A 19,052-nucleotide genomic window follows, 5' to 3' on the forward strand; every position below is an offset into this window, starting at 1 on the left:
TCAGGGAATTTTTCATGAATGATTTGACATAGGTATTCTACTGACTTTGTTTCTCTGGGCATGGTCGCTCTTTAACTAGGAAAGGGATTTAAGCATACCACAACACCCGCCAGCCACCAACTGGCGGGTTACACCCAACAACACGAGGAGTCATAAGATGCACTCATCGCTTCCGCACGGCCAATTCGGATGCATACTTGCAGACCCGCCATGGTCGTTCAAAACATGGTCCGGCAAGACCGGCACCCCGCATCGGTCCGCGAACGATCACTATGTAACGACGGCCACTAGCCGGCTTATCGATATTCCAGTCGCAGAGGTGGCCGCCCCGGATTGTGCACTGTTCATGTGGGTAGTCGATAGCCACATTCCAGACGCCCTCGAACTTGGCCGCGCATGGGGCTTCGAAATGAAAACCCGAGCATTTACCTGGCGCAAACTGGCCGCCAACGGGCAAGCCCGCATCGGCATGGGTTATTGGACTCGCAAGCAAACTGAACTTTGTTTTCTGTTTACGCGCGGGAAGCCTCGCAGAAAAGACAAGGGTGTGCGCGAGATTATTGATGCACCCCGACGCGAACACAGCCGCAAACCCGATGAGCAATACGAGCGCATAGAAGCGCTGGTCGATGGACCATACCTAGAGCTGTTTGCGCGTCAGGCATGGCCGGGTTGGACTGCGTGGGGGAATGAGACGGGGAAGTATGCTGCGGATATTTCAACAGCCGCCAATGATAACGATCTTTTCGGGAGGGTAGCGTGACGTACCAAACACCGGCTCGCCAAAGCACTGTTCTCGACATCATTGACGAGTACGAGCGCAAGATCGATAACGTCGAGGCTGCGATCAAAGCCTACGAAGACGCCTGCACAGCCGTGGAAATGGCGGGCACGATCATGGGCACATACGTCAATCCCGTCTTGCGCGGGCGCGCGCACGTGTCTGCCAATGAGATGCGCAAAAACCTGCGCGCATCTGGTTGGAAGGCTCTCTATAATCGCTGCCAGATCGATCGTATTGCAAGTGCTAAGGACAAGAAGCTGTTCGAGCGCACCTTGGCCGATCCACCGGAACTGACTTTCGACAACGCCAAGGCGACGTTTGGCCCGTATCTGGAGAACCCGCGCTCACACATTCTGCGAGGGCTGGCCGAAGTCTTTGCCGATCTGGACCCGGCCTACAAGTCTCATTCCAAGGTCAAGATCGGCGTGAAGGGACTGCCCAAACGGGTGATCCTTCCGAGCTGGGGCGAATATTCCGGCACCTACGGCAAAGACAAGCTCCGCGACATCGTCAATGCCCTGGCGGCTTATCGCGGCCAACCGCTCATGGAGCATGAAGAATTTCAGGCTATCAGCGCGGCCCATAAGGCAGGCGAAGACGCTATCCTCGATGGTCGCAAGGTCGCATGGAAGGAGCGTTACCGGGAAGGCGAGTACCAGACCTTCAATCGCGGCTTGACCATTCGCAAGTTCGGCAATGGCAATGCGCATGTCTTCTTTGCGCCAGAAACGCTTCGCGACATCAATCGGGCTCTTGCAGAGTTCTACGGCGAAGTTTTGCCGGATGCTGAGGAGGAAGACGCCAAGCCACGCCAAAGCACGGCAGTTTCTAAGGATCTGCAATTTTACTGGACACCAGACGCAGTTATTGACCGGGCGCTTGAGTTCGCAGGAGTTTTCAATTTGAACGAGTGGCACAATAACCCGCCAAAACCTTTTCGGGTTTTGGAGCCATCTTGTGGTGATGGTCGCATCATGGATGCGGTGCGTCGGCGTGGCCACTCTGTGTTCGGGATAGAATATCATGCGGGGCGAGCGGCAGAGGCACGCGCGAAAGGACATAGCGTTGTAACTGCGAACTTCTTAGAAGAGCCGGCACGCGCTGAGTTTGACTTTGTGGTGATGAACCCACCGTTTTACGGTCGACACTACGTCAAGCACGTCCGACATGCGTTGCAGTTCTTAAAACCTGGCGGCACGCTCGTGTCCATCCTTCCTGCAACGGCGCACTACGACCACAAGGAGCTTGAGGGTGAGTGGCGCGATCTTCCTGTAGCATCATTTGCAGAGGCAGGGACCAATGTACCTACGGGGATGCTTCGCATACGGACCCCCACCAACGACAATGTTAGGAGGGCAGCATGAGCAATCCTGATCAATGCCACGTCTGTGCCCGCCGCGCTGTTGGCCTTGGCGTACAACAGAAATATGAGCCTATCCGCTGGCTGTGCAAGGAATGCGCCGACATTGCCGAACATATTCGTCATCGGCGGCGATTGGACCCGTACGAACTGCGCGCACTGGATTATGGCGTCGAGGCGGTTGGGGAATACTTGCAGCAAATAGGAAAAACCGACCTGGCCGAATGTGATGAGCTAGAGGCGCGCATGTTGGTGAAAGCCGCGTGGGAAGGGTGCGGGCGGGGTGTGCGGGAAGCCCTAAGCGAGGCGCCGTTTTAATGGGGGAAATTATGAAGCACGATAATGATAACGCTCGCGGCCTTGTCATCCTCTTGTGCAACTTGACCAATGCCATGGCAGAGCCGTGGGTCGAGGCTGGCTATGACGTGCTAATGGTCGATCCGCAGCACGGAATGACACATAAGGATGGACGCATAACCCGGTTTGCTGGAACGGTGCTGGAGGCGGCGCCGTTACTGGCGCATCATATCCGACACAGCAATATCGTGTTTGTCGCTGGCTTCCCGCCCTGCACAGATGTTGCGGTGAGTGGCGCTCGATGGTGGGAAGACAAGCGCGCCAAGGACCCATATTTCCAAGCAAAGGCTGCGATCGTGGCGGAGCAATGCCGCATGACTTGCCTTCTGTCTGGCGCACCGGGATTCTTCGAAAACCCTGTTTCGGCGTTTAGCAGGATATTCGGGCCGGCGACGCACACCTTTCACCCGCACGACTACACCGGATACTGTGCCTCGGACAATTATGTCAAACGCACATGCTTATGGGCGTTCAATGACTATCGAATGCCGGCTCCGCAACGTGACCAATCGCTAGGAAAACCAGACACGCGCATATGGACGGCGCCTCCTGGCCCGCAACGGGCGAACATCCGTAGCGCATTCCCGCGCGGCTTTTCAGTCGCCAATTTTCTAGCCAATGCGCCGCATCTAGCATCTACTGTTTTACAGGATTCCAAACATGCAGCCTAATGCCGCCATCACAACCGACCCCATGCTTGACGTCGCTCTTTCCTATACTGCACGAATAACTGACTTACCATATAACAGACGTCCAAGGCATGCATACAGTTGCCCTCGTAGGGGCGATACCGCCACTCTTGGGAAAGTGAAATGTGCCAACGGCACCATCCAATATAAAGCATTTTGCGCCGAGTGCGGGGGAAGGGGGGCGCCATTTTCGCATCAAGAAATGGCCCATCTCGACGACACAAGAATCCCCGTCATTATCGATCACCCATCTGTGCCATGCGAACGATGTGGCAGCACAAATGGAGTGGAAGAGCATCATTGGGCGCCGTGGCATTTGTTTGATGACGCTCACAATTGGCCGACCAGCTTCTTATGCATGTCGTGCCACCAGGATTGGCACGCGAAAGTCACGCCGAATATGAATTCACATAAGGCAACAAAATGACCCACAAAATGGCCGAATCTACCGAGACGCTGGATCCTATGCTTGATCTCGCATTGTCGTATGCCGCAAGGGGTTGGCCTGTATTCCCTTGCCGTCCAAGTGACCATTACGATCCCGATACCGGAGAGGTGTTCCCAGAAAAGGGTCCTTTGATCTCAAACGGGTTTAAAGGCGCAACATTAAATGAACGCATCATCCGCGAATTATGGAAGCGAAACCCCGGCGCTCTGATCGGCATACCAACAGGTGAGCGATCCGGTTTTTGGGTTCTGGATGTTGATGTGCCGCCCAAGCATGAGGATGGTAGGCCGTGGCTGGAAGCGCAGATTGCCAAGCACGGCCCATTGGAAACTAGGCAAGCCCAAACAGGCAGTGGAGGAATACACTTCCTGTTTTCGCACGAGCGTGGCATCCGAAATTCAGACGTTGCGATAGGTGTTGAAACGCGCGGTGACGGCGGGTACTTCATCGCTCCCGGCAGCGTTATGGAAGACGGTCGGTCGTATAAATGGATAAACGACGCGCCTATTAAGCCGGCTCCGCAGTGGCTGTTGGATGCGCTTGTGAAGCCTAAGCATAGCCCGATGCAATCTGTAGAGCGCGAACTTGAAGACGTGGACGCGGATGAGGTCGAGGAGCTTTTATCTTACATAAGCCCGGACTGCTCATACCCTGAATGGGTCTCAGTGCTCATGGCTGTGCATTCGGCGCTTGGTCCGGATGGATTGGCTGTGGCTGACGCGTGGAGCGCGCGCGGTAAAAAGTATCGGGCGGGAGAAGTTGGTAAGAAGTGGAAGGGGTTTACCCGCAATGGCGGCGTGGGCCTTGGGTCGCTTGCTGAGCTCGCCAAGCAGGGGGGCGCAAATTTATCAGAGATCTCTCGTCGCCATCGCCCCTTTGAGTATAATGACAATACGCCATATATCGACACCACCAAGTTGATTGCATCGGCACTACAAAAGGCAAATGGTGCGAGTGCGCCAGCAATCGAGCCAACAGAATTGTCAGAGGACGTTGTTCTAGCTCACGCAGCTACACCGGAGGATGATTCTAACGTTGCAATATTCAAGACGCCTGATGCCCTTAATAATGTCCCAGGCTTGGTTGGCGATATCGCAAACTGGCTGACTGAAACGGCGCGGAACCCATCTCCGATATTAAACCTTGGTGCAGCGTTAACTTATGTCGGGGCGCTGGCAGGGCGTCGCTATGAAGGGCCGACCGGCTTGCGAACTAATGTATATGTTATCGGGCTGGCACCGTCTGGCTTCGGTAAAGAACATCCGCGCGCTGGTATCAAGGCATTGGCTGGTGCCACCCAGACGCTTGGCAAATTCTTTGGTGGTAACAAGATCGCGTCTTCATCAGGACTACGAAATCGCGTGAAGTTGAACCCGTCACTTGTTTATATGATAGACGAGTTCGGCGGGTTTATGCGCAAGGTGACGTCCGCCAAGTCAGGGAACCATGAGAAGGAAATCGCCGAAGATTTGCTTGAAATGACCGGCACCGCGAGTTCTGTATTTATGGGGGCCGACTACGCCCAAAACCTCGCAGAGCCGATTTATAACCCAAATGTCTGTATTTTCGGTACATCAACGCCGGATGCATTCTGGAAGGCGTTGGGCAGTGGATCTATTATGGATGGTTTCTTGCCTCGATTTATCGTGTTCGACGCGGGCAGTGAGCGGCCTAAGCCTCGTGATCCTAAAAAGAAGATAAGTGCCCCGCCCAAGGATTTGCAGGACAGAATACAATCGCTCGTCGTGCATAAAAACGGCGGCAACCTCAATGGAATGACCGCTGATGGCAGCACATCAATAACGCCAATCCAGGTTACTTGGGGTCGCGGGTCGAAGCGCGTCTTCGATGACTTTGTGACGGAAATGTTTAATGTCATGGATAATGCCGTCAGCGATCATGAGCCTGTATATGCTCGTGTGGCTGAAAACGCCATGCGTATTGCAACGATCGTGGCGGTCGGTGTCGATCCGGAGCGGCCAGAATTAACTGCGGAAATCATGCGATGGGCTGTTGAAGTGGCCAGACGGTCGTGTCAGATGCTCCTAGAGCAGGCCGAGCGTTATGTGGCGGACAACGATCGGCAGGCGGAGTACAAACGCGTCAGGGCCATTATTGGTGAAGGCAAGCGCTCTGGGATGAGAAGAAGCTACCTAACCAAACGAGTGAATGGCGTCATCGATAGGCGACGCTTGGATGACATCGTAAACATGCTTATTGATGCCGAGGAAGTTGTTGATGTGATCGTCACACCTCCCAATGGCGGGAAGAGATCTAGTGTGCTTTACCTGTTTAAATATGCGCCTCAGTCAGACCAGAGAGCCGCATAAACGACCAGAGCGATAGGAAAACGATAGGAAAAAAACAGGCCGAAAAATTTCCTACCGCTCTCAAAAATGGGTCGATAGGAAATTTCGATTTCCTATCGCTCGAAAAAAAGATCAATTAAATCAGTGGTTTGGAGCGGTAGGAAATTACGTTTTTCCTATCGATAATGATGAAAAGATTAATAAATACAATAACTTATCTCTCTCTATATATCGATAGGAAATAAAAATGACAAAACTATTGAATTAAGCCTCAAAAACGAGGGGTACTATATATGGTTTCCTATCGCTCTTAGCGCTGTAGTTTTCACTATACACTTGACCAAGCGTGCAACTACAGCATGATAGTAATCATCCTGCTGCCAACAGGATTTCGGACGGACCCACCAAGCCTGTCTTCGCACCACCAAGACGACCATAACACACACGAGGATATTTCTATGGCACGTAGCCGCACTCGTGCGCCTTCTTCTACCACCACACAAATCGTTCGCGTGAACGGTGCGCGTGTTCGCATCACAACTCGCAACGGCAAAGTTACCACCAAGCCAGCGCCGCCATTAGAATGGGAGTTACAAGCAGCGCAGGATGCAGCGTTACGTCGGCTGCCGTCATTCCAGAAACGTTTCTTGCTGGCAGGCGATATGAACAGCGCCAAGCGTGGTCCCAAAGCCCAGGCTCAGGCAGTTGCTACAGGCATGACCAGCGGTGAACCGGATCTGCGCATCTACGGTGAAAATGGTCGCCTCCTGCTGATTGAGAATAAGGTTGGGAACAGCAGGCTGTCACCGGCGCAAAAGGACCGGCATGAGGCCCTGCAACGCCTTGGCTTTACCGTTCTGGTAATTCGAGCGACCACGACCGAGGAAGCTGCGGGGATGGCCGTAACTGCGGTTCTGGACTGGTTGGATGGTCCACAGCACGACGCAGATGCGGCCCACCAAGCTGCATAACCAAAACCACACGCGAGGAGTATACATGACAAAGATCGTTACAAGGCTGGCGACCAGCGCTATTCACGGCGTACCACTGCCAGAGCGCACGCCAGAACAGCGAGAAGCAACGAGAGAGCGGTTGCGCATTGAGCGTGCCCGTGAGGTGAAAGCCATTGCCAAGCAAAAGCGACGTATTAGCCGGAGGCAATCGATCGGGAAAGATTGGGATGGCCGCGCAGCGAATGACAATATTGCATGGCCACTTGCGACTGCGCTTATCCGCGAAGGTAATACCGAACTACTGAAATATGCGATGATGTACCGGCGCATCCATACCGCTGCGACAAGCAATGCAGTTCTGGGCGGATCAAGCGTTACAATGGGAGACGGGATGGCGTTGGATCGCCATATCCATGTGCGATCAAATGGCAGCATTGCGTATAAGCATGTCAGGCAATCAACGGCTGCGAGTGTTGATATTCCAGCAAAGCATGCCACCGTTACTGATTCAGAAACGCAAATTACGTCCGGCAAAAACGAAAGCGGTTACACCAACGTACCCAAGCAATGGCGCGGTGATGTTCCAGTAAACGAAATGATTGATGCCCGACACAAGCTCGGACGGCTGCAATCAGCGCTGGGTTATCTTTGCGAGCCATTTGAATTGGCGTGCATAGATGGGCGGACATATGCCGAGGTTGGGGTAGCAATAATTGGTGGCAGCGTTGCAATAGCTACCGGTGCAGGTCGCGCACTTGTGCATACGGCTCTTGTCACTCTGCGTGATATCTTCGGCAGACTTGAGCGAGAAGATTTCTGACGTCCAGTTTAAACTCAATCCGCCAGAACGTTGGTATTAGTGGGAAGGCAATCTTCCCACCAGTTTCAAAGTTCTGTGCGCACAGGCAGATGCCAGCGACAGACCCGGTGCCACGTGTGAGCATCGGGTAACTATTAGCGGTTACAGGGTCTAACCCGCGACATCACCATTGCGGTGGCCGCTAAGCCAATAGCAAACGCAGTATCGTTATACGGATGAGCGCAACCCGTCTGCATCATGCGCAGGAGCGGCGACCGCCACATCGTGGTCGGGCAACCATGGGAACCCGGATACTGTAAAGGCCGTGCACGGTCGTTCGTTTGCTTTTCATTTGCTAGTCCACAGCGGGACATCAGTCATAGAAGCTGGGCTGTTTCTGTGGCGTGTCCGACCCCTCTGCACAATGTGTACGGGTCGGCTTTCATTCCCCGGCGCTGTCTTCTCCTCCAGCTGACGGGATAGCGGCGGGTTGAGCCTACTGATGTAGGTTCCCCGCCGGGTTTGTTTTTGTGTCTGCGGCTCTGCTCATGTCATCCGCGTCTTTGCTCCGGCCTCTGACGCACGCCAACGCGCGATTACGCGGTTGCGTAGAAGGGTGGCGCCCAAGCCTTCTACGTGGAGCAGTCTATTCACAGGGATTAGCTTAGTCTGGTTAAAGTTCGCGGCTTGGACCCGCGAGACGGTGGTTCAAATCCATCATCCCTGACCATTTTGGCGGGTAGCGCTGGTGCGCCAGCTGGCCTCATAAGCCAGTTACAGCGGTTCAATTCCGCGCCCGCAACCGATTAACAATACCCGCTGCGCCTCTGATGCAAGCGCACCCGGTGGGTTGTTATTGAGGCGCACAAGCCTGAAAGACGGCCTTGGGTGCAGAAAACTGAAACCGGATGGGATCGGCCTCAACATCATCCCTCATGCAGTACCGCCCCACCTATAAGGGTAGCGCGAGCCATGAGATTAATAATTGGCCGTGCAACCGGTAATGACCGTGAAACGAAGGGAGCAGTGACACGGCAGCCAATCGAGTAGGAGGAAGAGATGGCAACTGGTAGAGCTATCATTGATGTAGCGGCTGACATCTTGCACCGGGTACTGGTCATGTTCCCTTCGACCTATCGCGTGGTTGGGTCAGAAATGAACCCAGCCATTGGTGTCGTTCGTCTCATCGTTGAGAGCGAAGATTTAGCAGGGCACGACATTCACTTGACTTGCGAGGTTGTGGACGTAGGAAGCACGCGCACTGTCCGGATGGTGCCCTGCGGTCGCATACAGGCTGAAGATAACTTTCAAGTAGGAGCCCGGCGTTGCCCGGCCCGTTTCTGATCTTATCAGTATGGTAGTAACGCGGTTCTGGAATGCTGCGGATTAAAGCTGAATGCCGCAGATTACCATACAGCAGGTGTACATCAGTGCAGCAATTCCTAGTATAATGATAACTGGACTGATCAATTTTTTCATGAAGATTTGTATAATGAACGGCTTTCAGAAAATCAAAGCTTAATAAGGTTCATGAAACCCCGCTCACGCGGGGCTTTCTTATTGGAGAAAGTCATGCTCGGTAAATTACTGCGCGCAGCATATGACACGGCAACTCTCCCGGTATCCGTAGCCGCTGATGTGGTTACAGTTGGAGGGGTGCTCAATGATCGTGATGAGGCATATATAGCAACTAAGCTAAAGCGGATTGGGCATGACGTCGCAAAGGTCATGGATGACCTCGCAAGCTAAACCTTGGCGCAATTGGTACAAGACTGCGAGATGGCAGCGCAAGCGAGAGGCTTTGTTTGCAGAGCACCCGCTATGCGTCATGTGCCTCCAGTCAGAGATTGTGACTGTCGCAGACACCGCAGACCACGTCATCCCGCATCGAGGCGACTATGACCTATTTTGGCACGGCGAGCTGCAGGCTTTATGTGCATCGTGCCACAGCAGTCTCAAGCAGCGTGAAGAGTTGGGGCAGGACGTGGTGCGATTTGGGCCGGACGGGTGGCCGATCTCCTAGGGGGGGGTACCTTCGAAGTCTCAAGGTCGTCTGGGCCCGGACCGGACGTGGGCCCACGCGTGCGCATCCGCAATTCAAAAGTTGACCCATTTTTCAAGATTTGACGGCGGTTTGAGCGTCATTTTTTCAGCTCAACGCAATGTTTTGAACCATTTATATCGCGCATTTTGCGCACAAAAAGCAAGGATTTCATATATGGCTAAGCCGCGGAATCCCCTCGGTAAGGCTAAGCTCGAGGGAAGAGATAAAAAAGACCCTCAACGCTTCAAAAATAGAACTGAGCCAAAGTCAAATGGCCCTCTTGGCGACCCGCCTGAATGGATGGGTGGCGAGCAGCGACAGGTTTGGAAGACATTTCAAAGCGAAATACCATGGCTGACCGAATCCCATCGCGGCTTAGTCGAAATTGCTACTACGATTAGAACCAGATTGACGCTTGGTGAGGATGTCGGTGTTCAGGCGTTGAACCTTCTTCGCCAATGTTTGGGTCAAATGGGTGCTACTCCTGCAGACGCTTCTAAAGTTGCGACGCAGGAAGACGATAGTGAAAAGGATGATTTGCTTGACTGATATGCCTGCGCTTGAGCGCGTGAGCGCTTATGCACAAGCTGTCATTGACGGCATTGAAGTGGCTGGGCCCCATGTTCGCAATGCTTGCCGACGACATTTCGATGATTTGGAGCGCGGACATGAGCGCGGGCTATATTGGGACGATGACTCCGCAATAAGGGTTTTTCGTTTTTTCGAAGACCGCTTGAAGTTGTCGGAAGGTCAGTTCGAAGGCAAACCTTTTAAACTTCACCCATCACAAGCATTCAAGCTTGGATCGCTATTTGGTTGGAAGCGTGCCGATGGTTCAAGGCGTTTTCGAAGGGCTTACATCGAGGAAGGCAAGGGGAATGGAAAGTCCCCGTTCGCCGGCGGTGTTGGGCTATATGGACTAATCGCCGATAAAGAAGCTGGCGCTCAAATCTATGCAGCTGCCGCGAAGAAAGAGCAGGCGGGAATACTTTTTCAAGACGCCGTGAAAATGGTCCGAGCGGCACCCGCATTAGAACAGCGTCTGAAGTTCAGCGGTGGTATGGGGCGCGAATTTAATATTGCGCACCATAAATCGCAGTCCTTTTTTAGGCCGATTTCGAAGGATTCCGGCAAGTCTGGATCGGGGCCACGACCACATTTCGCGCTGTGCGATGAGGTGCATGAGCATCCGGATCGGTCGACGATGGAAATGCTGGAGCGTGGGTTTAAGTTTCGACGGCAACCGCTGTTGCTGATGATCACGAACTCCGGCAGTGATCGGAACAGCATTTGCTGGGAAGAGCATGAGCATGCCGTCAAGGTTGCTGCTGGCACTCAAACTCCTGATGATGATTTTACATATGTCGGTGAGGTTATCGACGATACGACTTTCTCATATGTTTGCGCTCTTGATAAAGACGATGATCCGTTAAACGATGAGAGCTGTTGGAAAAAAGCCAATCCTCTTCTGGGTGTAATCCTAACCAAAGAATATCTTGCTGGTGTGGTCGCGCAAGCGAAGCAAATGCCAGGCAAACTCAACGGTATTCTTCGCTTGCATTTTTGCCAGTGGACCGACGCAGATAGGGCATGGATGCCGCGAGAGACGGTAGAAAGCGTGATGGATGATTTCAACCCCGAGGTTGAGCACGCTGATAAGCCCATTTTCATGGGAGTCGACCTGTCTGGTAGTAAGGATATGACGGTACTGGCATGTGTGGTTCCAACTGGATCGAAAGAGATGTCCAGAGAGGACGGCACATCTGTAAGCCTTCCGACCTTTGATGCATGGATTGAGGCATGGACGCCCGGAGATACTTTAGCGGCACGAGAGCAAGCCGACAAAGCGCCTTATTCGCTGTGGGTAAAGCAAGGCTGGTTGAATGCACCACCTGGTGCGCGCATTCGGTATGATTTTGTAGCTTCGCGCGTTCAGCAGCTTGATCAGATATTCGACATTAAAGCTGTGGCCTATGACCGTTATGCTTATGACAAGTTCCGTGAGGAAGTTGAAGCGTTAGGGTTGGAGCTGGAGCACATTGCCCATCCTCAGGGTGGTAAAATAAGAGCAAGACCTGAGCCGGCTAAAGTAGAGGCGGCGAAGTTGGCTGGGCTTCCACCTCCGCAAGGGCTGTGGATGCCGGGATCTGTGTTGTCGCTTGAAGATATGATCATCGACGGTCGAATACGATTGCAACGAAATCCGGTTCTGATGACGGCTTTGATGGGCGCTACTTTCGATCGCGATGCGCAGGATAACCGGTGGTTCGTTAAAACGAAAGCGTCTGTACGGATTGATGCCGCTGTTGCTTTAGCAATGGCGATTGGAGCTGCAATCGATACTCCAGTTGATGCCGGCAATATCGATGACTTCGTGGAAAATATGATCACTATAACTTGGTAGGAGTGCCCATGGGCCTTTTCAGTTGGGTCGGGAAGCCTTTCGGGCTCCTGTCTGGCCCCTGGCGCGCATTCTTCGGAATGTCTACGACGAGCGGCGAGACAGTAACATATGAGCACGCGATGCAGCTCGATGCTGTATGGGCTTGTGTGAACCTCATTTCCAACGCCGTAAAAACTCTTCCTTGTAATGTTTACAAGGGAGATGGCGTTGAGGTTGATTATGAAAACGCGCTGTATGAATTGCTGCATGACATGCCAAATCTCGATGATAGCGCGTCAGATTTTTGGGGCATGGCAGCTTTATGCCTGTGCTTAGATGGAAACTTTTTCGCAGAGAAAAAGAAAAGCGGTAATCGCTTGGTTGCCCTTAACCCTCTCAACCCATCATCCGTTGAAGTTAAACGGGATGCTCAAAACAATCGCTATTATGAACTGACCGAAACTTATCAAAACGGTAAAAAGGGCGGCGTTCGCAAAATTCGCGAAGAGAACATGCTCCATGTCCGCGGTCTGGTCATGCCCGGCTTTGATAGGGGGCTTTCACCAATTGCAGCTCAGCGCAATGTGATTGGTAATGCGCTGGCAGGCGAAAAAACTTCGGGCCGGATGTTCAAAAACGGCATGATGGCATCTGTGGTGTTGTCGTCCGATCAGGTTCTTAAGGCGGATCAGCGCAAGCAGATTGCGGAGTCGCTTCAAGCTTTTGCCGGCGCCGACAAGGCGGGTGGAATTGCGGTTCTGGAAGCGGGTTTGAAACCTTCGCAGATCACCATCAACCCAAAAGACGCGCAGATGTTAGAGACGCGACAATACAGCGTCGAGCAAATATGCCGTATTTTCGGTGTCCCGCCAGTTATGATTGGTCATGCGGCGAACGGCACGACCACTTGGGGAAGCGGGATTGAGCAGCTGATCCTGCAATTCACAAAAACCTGCTTAACTCCAATGCTGCGATCGATTGAATCGGCGATCTACCGAGACTTATTAGACAGTAAAACCCGCAAAACAACTGTCGTCAAATTTAACATGGAAGGTCTGCTCCGCGGAGACAGCCAAGCGAGAGCCGAATTCTTGTCCAAGATGGTGAATGCGGGGATTTATGAGCCGGATGAAGCGCGGGCTTACGAAAATAAGGCGCCGCGACCGGGTGGTAATCGCCTGATTGTTCAGGGTGCAATGACGCCGCTGGATTCACTTGGCAAAGAGTCGGCGCCTGCACGTAACAAACATTGACTAGGCGGAGTTCAACGATGTACAGCGAATTCCATGTTTTCGGGTTTCCAAGAGGTAGCCTAGTTGAGGGGTGTAACGCCATTCATGTCGCGGCAATATCTGCGTCTGATGCGACCAGCAAGGTCATGTCCATGCTTCAAGAAAAAGGTGTTGTTGGCGCCTTTAAGTTGACTGTAAAGGCACCAAATCAATGAAATTCGAACACATTTTAACGGCCTTTGAGGCCGAGCCGTGGGCGATCCAGCGCGAAAAACTTGCAGTTCTGGCTGACGTTTTAGCGGCTCGCGTGGCTGGTGAAAAACTAGTTTCTCCTGAGTTTGCAGCGGTTGTAAGTGATGCGCGTGCAAAAGAAATTGCAGAAACTGATGGCAAAGTAGCGATTATCCCCGTTTACGGCGTGTTGGCTGAGCGTATGGATATGTTCGCTGCCATGAGCGGGGGCACATCTTATGCGAGCATCAAGCGCCAGTTGCATAAGGCTCTCTCTAACGAGGATGTGAAGGCTGTTGTTCTTGATATTGATAGTCCTGGCGGCTCGGTACCGGGCACGGATGAACTCGCAACAGAAATTCGCAAACTCCGGGGTGGAGAGAAACCGATAGTTGCGCAGGTCAATTCATTAGCTGCGAGTGCAGCTTATTGGATTGCATCGGCTGCGGACGAGATTGTTGTTACGCCATCTGGGCGCGCCGGCTCGATCGGCGTTTATACGGCGCACGACGATATTTCAGCTGCCTTAGAAAAGGCAGGTGTAAAACGCACTTACATTTCTGCTGGCAAACATAAGGTCGAAGGTAACGAGACCGAACCGCTTGGGAAGGACACGCTGGCCTACATTCAGGAAAGCGTGAACCGATCATACAACCGGTTTGTGCAAAGCGTGGCAGACGGGCGCGGCGTTACCAAGTCTAAGGTCGAAGATAATTTTGGGCAGGGGAGGGTGTTCTATTCTGAAGCCTTGATCGACAGAGGTATGGCAGACCGTGTTGCCACTCTTGATGAGACCTTGGCGCGCTACGGCGCAGATGTCGAACCAGAAAGTGTTAGACGTATCAAGGCTGCTAACGAGGCGCGCCGAGAAGATGCTGAACTTCTGGTAGGTAAAATGGCCTCCGGTGAACAAATTACCAAACGTGAATTTGAGAACGGCCTGAAGGGTCTTCTTGGCCTCTCAAATTCTGAGGCAGAGCGGGCCGCTCGGCTCTACCTCAAGATTGATCAGGGGGATCCTGATGCTGATGCGGCCAAAGCAGCGATGGCTGCAAAACTGGACGCTGCGATTTCCGTAGCCCACTCATTCCCCCGTTTCTAAGGATTTTTAAATGTCTGATAATGTACTTGTCGATAAGATCGGCGAGCTTGGTACTTCGCTTGCCTCCATCAAAGAGCAGGTTGGCAATCTTGCTACCGATTTTACGAGCAAGCTTGAGCAGCACGGTGAGGTTTCTTCCGACCTGAAAGAAAAGGTCGATAAGGCCCTATCTGAACTTGGCGAAACCAGCACTCGCATTGGCGAACTGGAAAAGCGCGCCGCTCGTGAGAAAGAGCTTGGATCCGATGAAGGTCCTAAAGGCCTTGGCGACCATCTGGTGGATTCGGAAAAATTCGCATCCATGGATAAGGACGGCGCATTCCGTGGATCGATCCGTGTAGGTGTTGAGCGAGCTGACATTACCTCGGCAAACACGACCGTTGGTGCCGGTCGTTCAGCTGGCACATCGCTTGTGCCCGGCCATCGTGTACCAGGTATCATTGCGCCGCCTCAGCGTCAGTTGACGGTTCGCGACCTGATCGCTGGAGGCCAGACCTCAAGCAACAGCGTTGAGTATGTGAAGGAAACTGGCTTTACCAATAATGCCGCTCCCGTCGCTGAAACGACCCTGAAGCCGAAGTCGGACATCACGTTTGACCTCACCAGCACGCCGGTTCGCACTATCGCGCACATCTTCAAAGCGTCGCGACAGATCATGGACGATGCCCCGGCGCTGGCGTCTTACATCAACGCTCGCGGCACATATGGCCTCAAGTTCGTTGAAGAGCGGCAGTTGCTCAATGGGGACGGAACTGGCCAGAACCTGAACGGTATCCTTCCGCAGGCGACGGCATTTGCTCCGGCAATTACCGATATTGACAATGAAACGGCCATTGACCGCCTCCGTTTGGCAATCCTGCAGGTCATTCTTGCTGAATATCCGGCGTCGGGCTTTGTGCTTCATCCGACGGACTGGGCACGTATTGAGCTCACGAAGGATCTTGGCGGTAACTACATTGTTGGTAACGCTCAGTCGCCGATTGGCCCGACGCTGTGGGGATTGCCTGTCGTCCAGACGCAGGCGATCGACGCTGGCGAGTTCCTGACCGGCGCTTTCAACCTTGGCGCTCAGATCTTCGACCGTATGGGCGTCGAAGTTCTTCTGTCCACCGAGAACGAAGACGATTTCGTCAAGAACATGATGACTATCCGTATCGAAGAGCGTCTTGCGCTGGCGGTTTACCGTCCGGAGGCTTTTGTAACCGGTAGCCTTATTCCTACGCCTTAATTGAGTGGGGCGCTTCGGCGCCCCGTTCTTTTCATGCTGATTAAATCCAAATATCGGCTCGTTGGTAATTATGGGCAGCTTGAGATCGATCAGGTCGCCGATTTGCCACGGTGGCAAGCCATGCCGCTGATCGCGCTTGGCTATGTCGAAGAGTTTACGGAGGCCGTTGATGACGAGCACAAAGACAAGAAAGCGGCGCGTAGCGAGTTACATCGGCGCCGGCGTGGTAAATCCAAATCCAACACCAGAGCCTGATCCGACCCAAGATCCAGAACCGGATGAAGAATAATGGCGCTAGTCAGTTTGGAACGCGTCAAGGAACATCTGCGCGTCTTCCATACTGATGAAGATACGCAAATCGAACTTTATCGCGACGCGGCAGAAGTCGTAATAAAAGAATATCTTGATCGCGAGGTTGTTGAGCTCGGTCAAAGCCCTACGACCGACGACGGAATCGAAGTTACCGCAGCCATTATTGCTGCAATCCTTTTGCTATGTTCCCATTTATACGAACAGCGCGAACCCGACCAAAAACTTCATGGTGACGCGGTTCTTCCACGCGTCGTGCGGTCGTTGCTTGCACCATATCGTGTTTGGCGCACGTCGGAGGGCGCAAGATGCATGTAACCTTTACATCTAATTTTGATTGGTCTCCGAAATATGGTGTGACGATAGCATACCCGCCGGGTTGGTCCGGCAGCGTCACGCGTCGTTGCGGTGAAGCCGCTATAAAAGCTGGCAAGGCCGAACGGCTGAAAACGCCGTCGAAGAGCGAGGCCAGTCATGACAACCCGTAGCGCTGGCGCGATGCGCGGGCTTGTCCACATCCAACAATACATCGAAGGCGATGACGGCTACGGCGGCACGCTAATGGGATGGGAAACAAGAGCTACGGTAGCTGCGAGCTTTCTGCCGCTGCGAGGCAGTGAGGCTGTTATGGCTTCCCGGCTGGCTGGAAAGCAGCCTTATGTGGTTGCCATCCGTAGCTCCGCCCTTACGCGTCAGATCACGCCAGCATGGCGCCTTATAGATGCAAGGGCTGGTAACAACGATCAAGGCGAGCCGAAACGTGTGTTCGACATCAAGGCAATTTCAGATCCTGACGGTAAGAACGCTTGGCTTGAAGTGTTGTGCGAAGAGGTTGTGACGTGAAAATCCTTAACATGGAGCGCCTCAAGCGTAAACTAGCCCGCATCCCAGATGCGGTGAAAAAGCGAGCGCAGACAGACCTGATGCTCGCTGGCCGCGAAATCAATATGCGCCAACGGGCCTTTGCACCTATTGATGATGGAACCTTGCGAGCATCTATTCGTACAGAACCGCTTCAAGATGGCACGATTGGGGTTTCAATTGCTGCGGGTGGGCCCACGACAACTAAGCCAGTTCGAAAGAGTGAAAAGGGGAATTCTCCGAATTACGATTACGCATTGGCGCAAGAATACGGCACTAAAGACATGCCTCCTAACGCGTTCTTCTGGCCCGGTTATAAACTCGGTAAGCGAAAAGCCATGACCCGAGCTAGAGCAGGTATCCGCAGGGCGTTGCGAGAGGCAGTAAAAAATGGTTAGTCCTAACCTCCCATTGCAAGCAGCGCTCGTGAGCACTATTCGAGCTCTAAATACGCCAGCTGGTCAGCGCGTTTACAGTTATATACCAGACAGCCCGACTTATCCTTATGTGCAGGTGTGGCCGGGATTTGAAACGCCGATTGATGAGGAATGCTGGGATCGCACCGAAAGCACCATGCAAATAGATGTGTGGGCCGACCTGGGAAATTACATCAAGACAAAAGAAATTTCAGGCGCTATCCGCAATGCATTGCATGAGCAGAATTTAGCGATCAACGGGCATGTTGTTGATCGTGTCCGTGTCGAAAGCATCGTTTATACCGACGATCCGCCGCTATTTCGTGCCCGCATGTCAATTAGCATAGAAACACAGCCGTCTTAAACGGCTCTCCCCAGAATGTACAAACCGCACTGCGCGGTAAAAAAATGGAGGCCGCAATGGCAACCACTAAACGCCTGTTGATTCAATTCGGCGATGCTGAAACACCCGAAGAGTTCGTTCATTCCTGCACCATTAACACCTCGCAGGATTTCACGATCGAGGCAACAACCACAGACGCAACCGAACCTAACTGTGAAAACCCTGATTTGCCAGCTTGGGTACTGCGCTCGGTCGATACGCTTTCGGCAAATATCAATGGTGCCGGTACTATGGATCCTGTTTCGTTTGGCGTGCTGCGAACCCATATGCTTTCCGGCGAGCCTTTCAACGTTCGCGTGACGCTTGATGGCCTAACAGCTGTCAACGGTGGCGGGCACTTTGCTGGTCGCTATGTGATGACAAGCTTAGGGCTTGCTAAAGAAGGTAAGGGATACGTGACTTCAACAGTCGCGCTGCAGAGCGACGGTGAAATTAAGTGGGTACCAGCCACATAATGACACAGACACTTACTGAAGAACTCGGCGGGGTGGAACGACGTTTCCGCCTCGGCATTGGCGAGCTTCGCCAGTTGCAAGAAAAATGCGATGCTGGCCCCGCAACTATTTTGGGCCGACTAATGTCTATTCAGCCGCAAGCTTTTGGCCAGAAGCGGCCCAATGCACAAGACTATGAGCTTGGCGCTGACGACCCGGATTATCGTGCGGATTTCAATCTATATAGCTTATTGAGGTCTTTCGGTGGCGATTGGCGGGTTGATGATATTCGCGAGCCCATTCGTTTAGGGCTAATTGGAGGGGGGGCAACTCCTACCGATGCCAGCCTGACCGTTCTGGCGCACGTCGACAGTCGGCCTTTGCCTGAAAATATCGGACTTGCCGCAGCGATAATCTTAAAGTCACTCTCTTCAGATGAAGGTGACACGCCGGGGGAGCAGAAAGTGGAGACGACGAAGGAGACGGACGTTTAGTTTTCTCCACATATTATGGGCTAGGAGCAGCGATGGGATTTAGCCCGCGAGAAGTTGATACCATGACGCTGTGGGAATTGTCCGTCGCAGCCAGAGGCTGGGCAAAGGCCAATGGAGCAGAAGAAGAGGTTGCTGCGCCATCCTATGAGGAGCATTTGGCGATGGTCAGGGCGGCGCGTTCGTTGGATATGACCGCTTGAGGCCGGACGCCGATTG

The 19,052-nt window shown here is 53.1% G+C and carries 23 protein-coding genes and 2 tRNA genes; all 25 read left to right on the plus strand.

What is annotated here, in order from left to right; all coding sequences use genetic code 11:
- Window positions 1-157 precede the first annotated feature (157 nt).
- The 25 genes from C7374_RS13090 to C7374_RS16065 all read left to right on the plus strand — a co-directional run bounded on the left by C7374_RS13090 (window position 158) and on the right by C7374_RS16065 (window position 19,036).
- On the plus strand, window positions 158-763 hold the full coding sequence (locus C7374_RS13090; protein WP_111576077.1) for an MT-A70 family methyltransferase: 606 nt from the start codon (window positions 158-160) through the stop codon (window positions 761-763).
- Complete coding sequence (locus C7374_RS13095; protein ID WP_111576078.1) at window positions 760-2,148, plus strand: DUF4942 domain-containing protein; 1,389 nt, start codon at window positions 760-762, stop codon at window positions 2,146-2,148. Before C7374_RS13090 ends, C7374_RS13095 begins: the two co-directional genes overlap by 4 nt.
- A complete protein-coding gene (locus C7374_RS13100; protein ID WP_111576079.1) occupies window positions 2,145-2,462 on the plus strand; it encodes a DUF6511 domain-containing protein in 318 nt (105 codons plus the stop codon). Before C7374_RS13095 ends, C7374_RS13100 begins: the two co-directional genes overlap by 4 nt.
- 11 nt (window positions 2,463-2,473) lie before the next feature.
- Window positions 2,474-3,172 (plus strand): dcm methylase, encoded by a 699-nt coding sequence (locus C7374_RS13105; RefSeq protein WP_111576123.1) that lies wholly within the window; start codon window positions 2,474-2,476, stop codon window positions 3,170-3,172.
- A gap of 441 nt (window positions 3,173-3,613) precedes the next feature.
- Entirely contained in the window at window positions 3,614-5,968 is a 2,355-nt protein-coding gene (locus C7374_RS13110) for a bifunctional DNA primase/polymerase (RefSeq protein WP_111576080.1), read from the plus strand.
- Window positions 5,969-6,405: 437 nt separating this feature from the next.
- Window positions 6,406-6,918 (plus strand): VRR-NUC domain-containing protein, encoded by a 513-nt coding sequence (locus tag C7374_RS13115; RefSeq protein ID WP_111576081.1) that lies wholly within the window; start codon window positions 6,406-6,408, stop codon window positions 6,916-6,918.
- 25 nt (window positions 6,919-6,943) lie between these two features.
- A complete protein-coding gene (locus tag C7374_RS13120) occupies window positions 6,944-7,720 on the plus strand; it encodes a hypothetical protein (RefSeq protein WP_111576082.1) in 777 nt (258 codons plus the stop codon).
- A gap of 632 nt (window positions 7,721-8,352) precedes the next feature.
- Window positions 8,353-8,429, plus strand: a tRNA-Pro gene (locus C7374_RS13125).
- Between the two features lie 3 nt (window positions 8,430-8,432).
- A tRNA-Leu gene (locus tag C7374_RS16050) sits at window positions 8,433-8,501 on the plus strand.
- Window positions 8,502-8,758: 257 nt separating this feature from the next.
- Window positions 8,759-9,043, plus strand: a complete 285-nt coding sequence (locus tag C7374_RS13130) for a hypothetical protein (RefSeq protein WP_111576083.1) — start codon at window positions 8,759-8,761, stop codon at window positions 9,041-9,043.
- Between the two features lie 228 nt (window positions 9,044-9,271).
- On the plus strand, window positions 9,272-9,448 hold the full coding sequence (locus C7374_RS16055; protein ID WP_158527847.1) for a hypothetical protein: 177 nt from the start codon (window positions 9,272-9,274) through the stop codon (window positions 9,446-9,448).
- Between the two features lie 79 nt (window positions 9,449-9,527).
- Window positions 9,528-9,722 (plus strand): HNH endonuclease, encoded by a 195-nt coding sequence (locus tag C7374_RS16395; RefSeq protein WP_245412671.1) that lies wholly within the window; start codon window positions 9,528-9,530, stop codon window positions 9,720-9,722.
- An 81-nt stretch (window positions 9,723-9,803) separates the two neighbouring features.
- Entirely contained in the window at window positions 9,804-10,292 is a 489-nt protein-coding gene (locus C7374_RS13140) for a hypothetical protein (protein ID WP_245412668.1), read from the plus strand.
- A gap of 1 nt (window position 10,293) precedes the next feature.
- Window positions 10,294-12,147: a terminase large subunit gene (locus C7374_RS13145; protein ID WP_111576085.1), complete on the plus strand. Its 1,854-nt coding sequence runs from the start codon at window positions 10,294-10,296 to the stop codon at window positions 12,145-12,147.
- Between the two features lie 8 nt (window positions 12,148-12,155).
- On the plus strand, window positions 12,156-13,379 hold the full coding sequence (locus C7374_RS13150; protein ID WP_111576086.1) for a phage portal protein: 1,224 nt from the start codon (window positions 12,156-12,158) through the stop codon (window positions 13,377-13,379).
- 190 nt (window positions 13,380-13,569) lie between these two features.
- A complete protein-coding gene (locus C7374_RS13155; RefSeq protein ID WP_111576087.1) occupies window positions 13,570-14,691 on the plus strand; it encodes a S49 family peptidase in 1,122 nt (373 codons plus the stop codon).
- Between the two features lie 10 nt (window positions 14,692-14,701).
- Window positions 14,702-15,919 (plus strand): phage major capsid protein, encoded by a 1,218-nt coding sequence (locus C7374_RS13160; protein WP_111576088.1) that lies wholly within the window; start codon window positions 14,702-14,704, stop codon window positions 15,917-15,919.
- Between the two features lie 33 nt (window positions 15,920-15,952).
- Window positions 15,953-16,174 carry a hypothetical protein gene (locus tag C7374_RS13165; protein ID WP_146612739.1) on the plus strand — a complete coding sequence of 74 codons (222 nt, stop codon included), beginning with the start codon at window positions 15,953-15,955 and terminating at the stop codon, window positions 16,172-16,174.
- Between the two features lie 33 nt (window positions 16,175-16,207).
- Complete coding sequence (locus C7374_RS13170) at window positions 16,208-16,546, plus strand: head-tail connector protein (RefSeq protein ID WP_111576090.1); 339 nt, start codon at window positions 16,208-16,210, stop codon at window positions 16,544-16,546.
- A gap of 156 nt (window positions 16,547-16,702) precedes the next feature.
- Window positions 16,703-17,071, plus strand: a complete 369-nt coding sequence (locus C7374_RS13180) for a head-tail adaptor protein (RefSeq protein ID WP_245412669.1) — start codon at window positions 16,703-16,705, stop codon at window positions 17,069-17,071.
- A complete protein-coding gene (locus C7374_RS13185) occupies window positions 17,068-17,487 on the plus strand; it encodes an HK97-gp10 family putative phage morphogenesis protein (RefSeq protein ID WP_146612740.1) in 420 nt (139 codons plus the stop codon). The genes C7374_RS13180 and C7374_RS13185 overlap by 4 nt, the downstream gene beginning before the upstream one ends.
- Window positions 17,480-17,869, plus strand: a complete 390-nt coding sequence (locus C7374_RS13190) for a DUF3168 domain-containing protein (RefSeq protein ID WP_111576093.1) — start codon at window positions 17,480-17,482, stop codon at window positions 17,867-17,869. The genes C7374_RS13185 and C7374_RS13190 overlap by 8 nt, the downstream gene beginning before the upstream one ends.
- 56 nt (window positions 17,870-17,925) lie before the next feature.
- Window positions 17,926-18,363, plus strand: a complete 438-nt coding sequence (locus tag C7374_RS13195) for a phage tail tube protein (RefSeq protein ID WP_158527849.1) — start codon at window positions 17,926-17,928, stop codon at window positions 18,361-18,363.
- Entirely contained in the window at window positions 18,363-18,836 is a 474-nt protein-coding gene (locus C7374_RS16060) for a gene transfer agent family protein (protein WP_158527850.1), read from the plus strand. Before C7374_RS13195 ends, C7374_RS16060 begins: the two co-directional genes overlap by 1 nt.
- A 32-nt stretch (window positions 18,837-18,868) precedes the next feature.
- Window positions 18,869-19,036, plus strand: coding sequence for a hypothetical protein (locus C7374_RS16065; RefSeq protein ID WP_158527851.1), 168 nt, complete (start codon window positions 18,869-18,871; stop codon window positions 19,034-19,036).
- Window positions 19,037-19,052: the final 16 nt, after the last annotated feature.

The sequence above is a fragment of the Falsochrobactrum ovis genome, from assembly GCF_003259955.1.
Taxonomy (GTDB): domain Bacteria; phylum Pseudomonadota; class Alphaproteobacteria; order Rhizobiales; family Rhizobiaceae; genus Brucella; species Brucella ovis_A.

What these genes read in the sequence shown, in the direction of transcription:
- C7374_RS13120 (WP_111576082.1), top strand. Translation starts at nt 6,944, where the DNA reads ATGACAAAGATCGTTACAAGGCTGGCGACCAGCGCTATTCACGGCGTA.
- C7374_RS13130 (WP_111576083.1), top strand. Translation starts at nt 8,759, where the DNA reads ATGGCAACTGGTAGAGCTATCATTGATGTAGCGGCTGACATCTTGCAC.
- C7374_RS13165 (WP_146612739.1), top strand. Translation starts at nt 15,953, where the DNA reads ATGCTGATTAAATCCAAATATCGGCTCGTTGGTAATTATGGGCAGCTT.
- C7374_RS16395 (WP_245412671.1), top strand. Translation starts at nt 9,528, where the DNA reads ATGTGCCTCCAGTCAGAGATTGTGACTGTCGCAGACACCGCAGACCAC.
- C7374_RS13195 (WP_158527849.1), top strand. Translation starts at nt 17,926, where the DNA reads ATGGCAACCACTAAACGCCTGTTGATTCAATTCGGCGATGCTGAAACA.
- C7374_RS13145 (WP_111576085.1), top strand. Translation starts at nt 10,294, where the DNA reads ATGCCTGCGCTTGAGCGCGTGAGCGCTTATGCACAAGCTGTCATTGAC.
- C7374_RS13110 (WP_111576080.1), top strand. Translation starts at nt 3,614, where the DNA reads ATGACCCACAAAATGGCCGAATCTACCGAGACGCTGGATCCTATGCTT.
- C7374_RS16060 (WP_158527850.1), top strand. Translation starts at nt 18,363, where the DNA reads ATGACACAGACACTTACTGAAGAACTCGGCGGGGTGGAACGACGTTTC.
- C7374_RS13180 (WP_245412669.1), top strand. Translation starts at nt 16,703, where the DNA reads ATGACAACCCGTAGCGCTGGCGCGATGCGCGGGCTTGTCCACATCCAA.
- C7374_RS13160 (WP_111576088.1), top strand. Translation starts at nt 14,702, where the DNA reads ATGTCTGATAATGTACTTGTCGATAAGATCGGCGAGCTTGGTACTTCG.
- C7374_RS13155 (WP_111576087.1), top strand. Translation starts at nt 13,570, where the DNA reads ATGAAATTCGAACACATTTTAACGGCCTTTGAGGCCGAGCCGTGGGCG.
- C7374_RS16055 (WP_158527847.1), top strand. Translation starts at nt 9,272, where the DNA reads ATGCTCGGTAAATTACTGCGCGCAGCATATGACACGGCAACTCTCCCG.
- C7374_RS16065 (WP_158527851.1), top strand. Translation starts at nt 18,869, where the DNA reads ATGGGATTTAGCCCGCGAGAAGTTGATACCATGACGCTGTGGGAATTG.
- C7374_RS13090 (WP_111576077.1), top strand. Translation starts at nt 158, where the DNA reads ATGCACTCATCGCTTCCGCACGGCCAATTCGGATGCATACTTGCAGAC.
- C7374_RS13190 (WP_111576093.1), top strand. Translation starts at nt 17,480, where the DNA reads ATGGTTAGTCCTAACCTCCCATTGCAAGCAGCGCTCGTGAGCACTATT.
- C7374_RS13100 (WP_111576079.1), top strand. Translation starts at nt 2,145, where the DNA reads ATGAGCAATCCTGATCAATGCCACGTCTGTGCCCGCCGCGCTGTTGGC.
- C7374_RS13115 (WP_111576081.1), top strand. Translation starts at nt 6,406, where the DNA reads ATGGCACGTAGCCGCACTCGTGCGCCTTCTTCTACCACCACACAAATC.
- C7374_RS13170 (WP_111576090.1), top strand. Translation starts at nt 16,208, where the DNA reads ATGGCGCTAGTCAGTTTGGAACGCGTCAAGGAACATCTGCGCGTCTTC.
- C7374_RS13150 (WP_111576086.1), top strand. Translation starts at nt 12,156, where the DNA reads ATGGGCCTTTTCAGTTGGGTCGGGAAGCCTTTCGGGCTCCTGTCTGGC.
- C7374_RS13105 (WP_111576123.1), top strand. Translation starts at nt 2,474, where the DNA reads ATGAAGCACGATAATGATAACGCTCGCGGCCTTGTCATCCTCTTGTGC.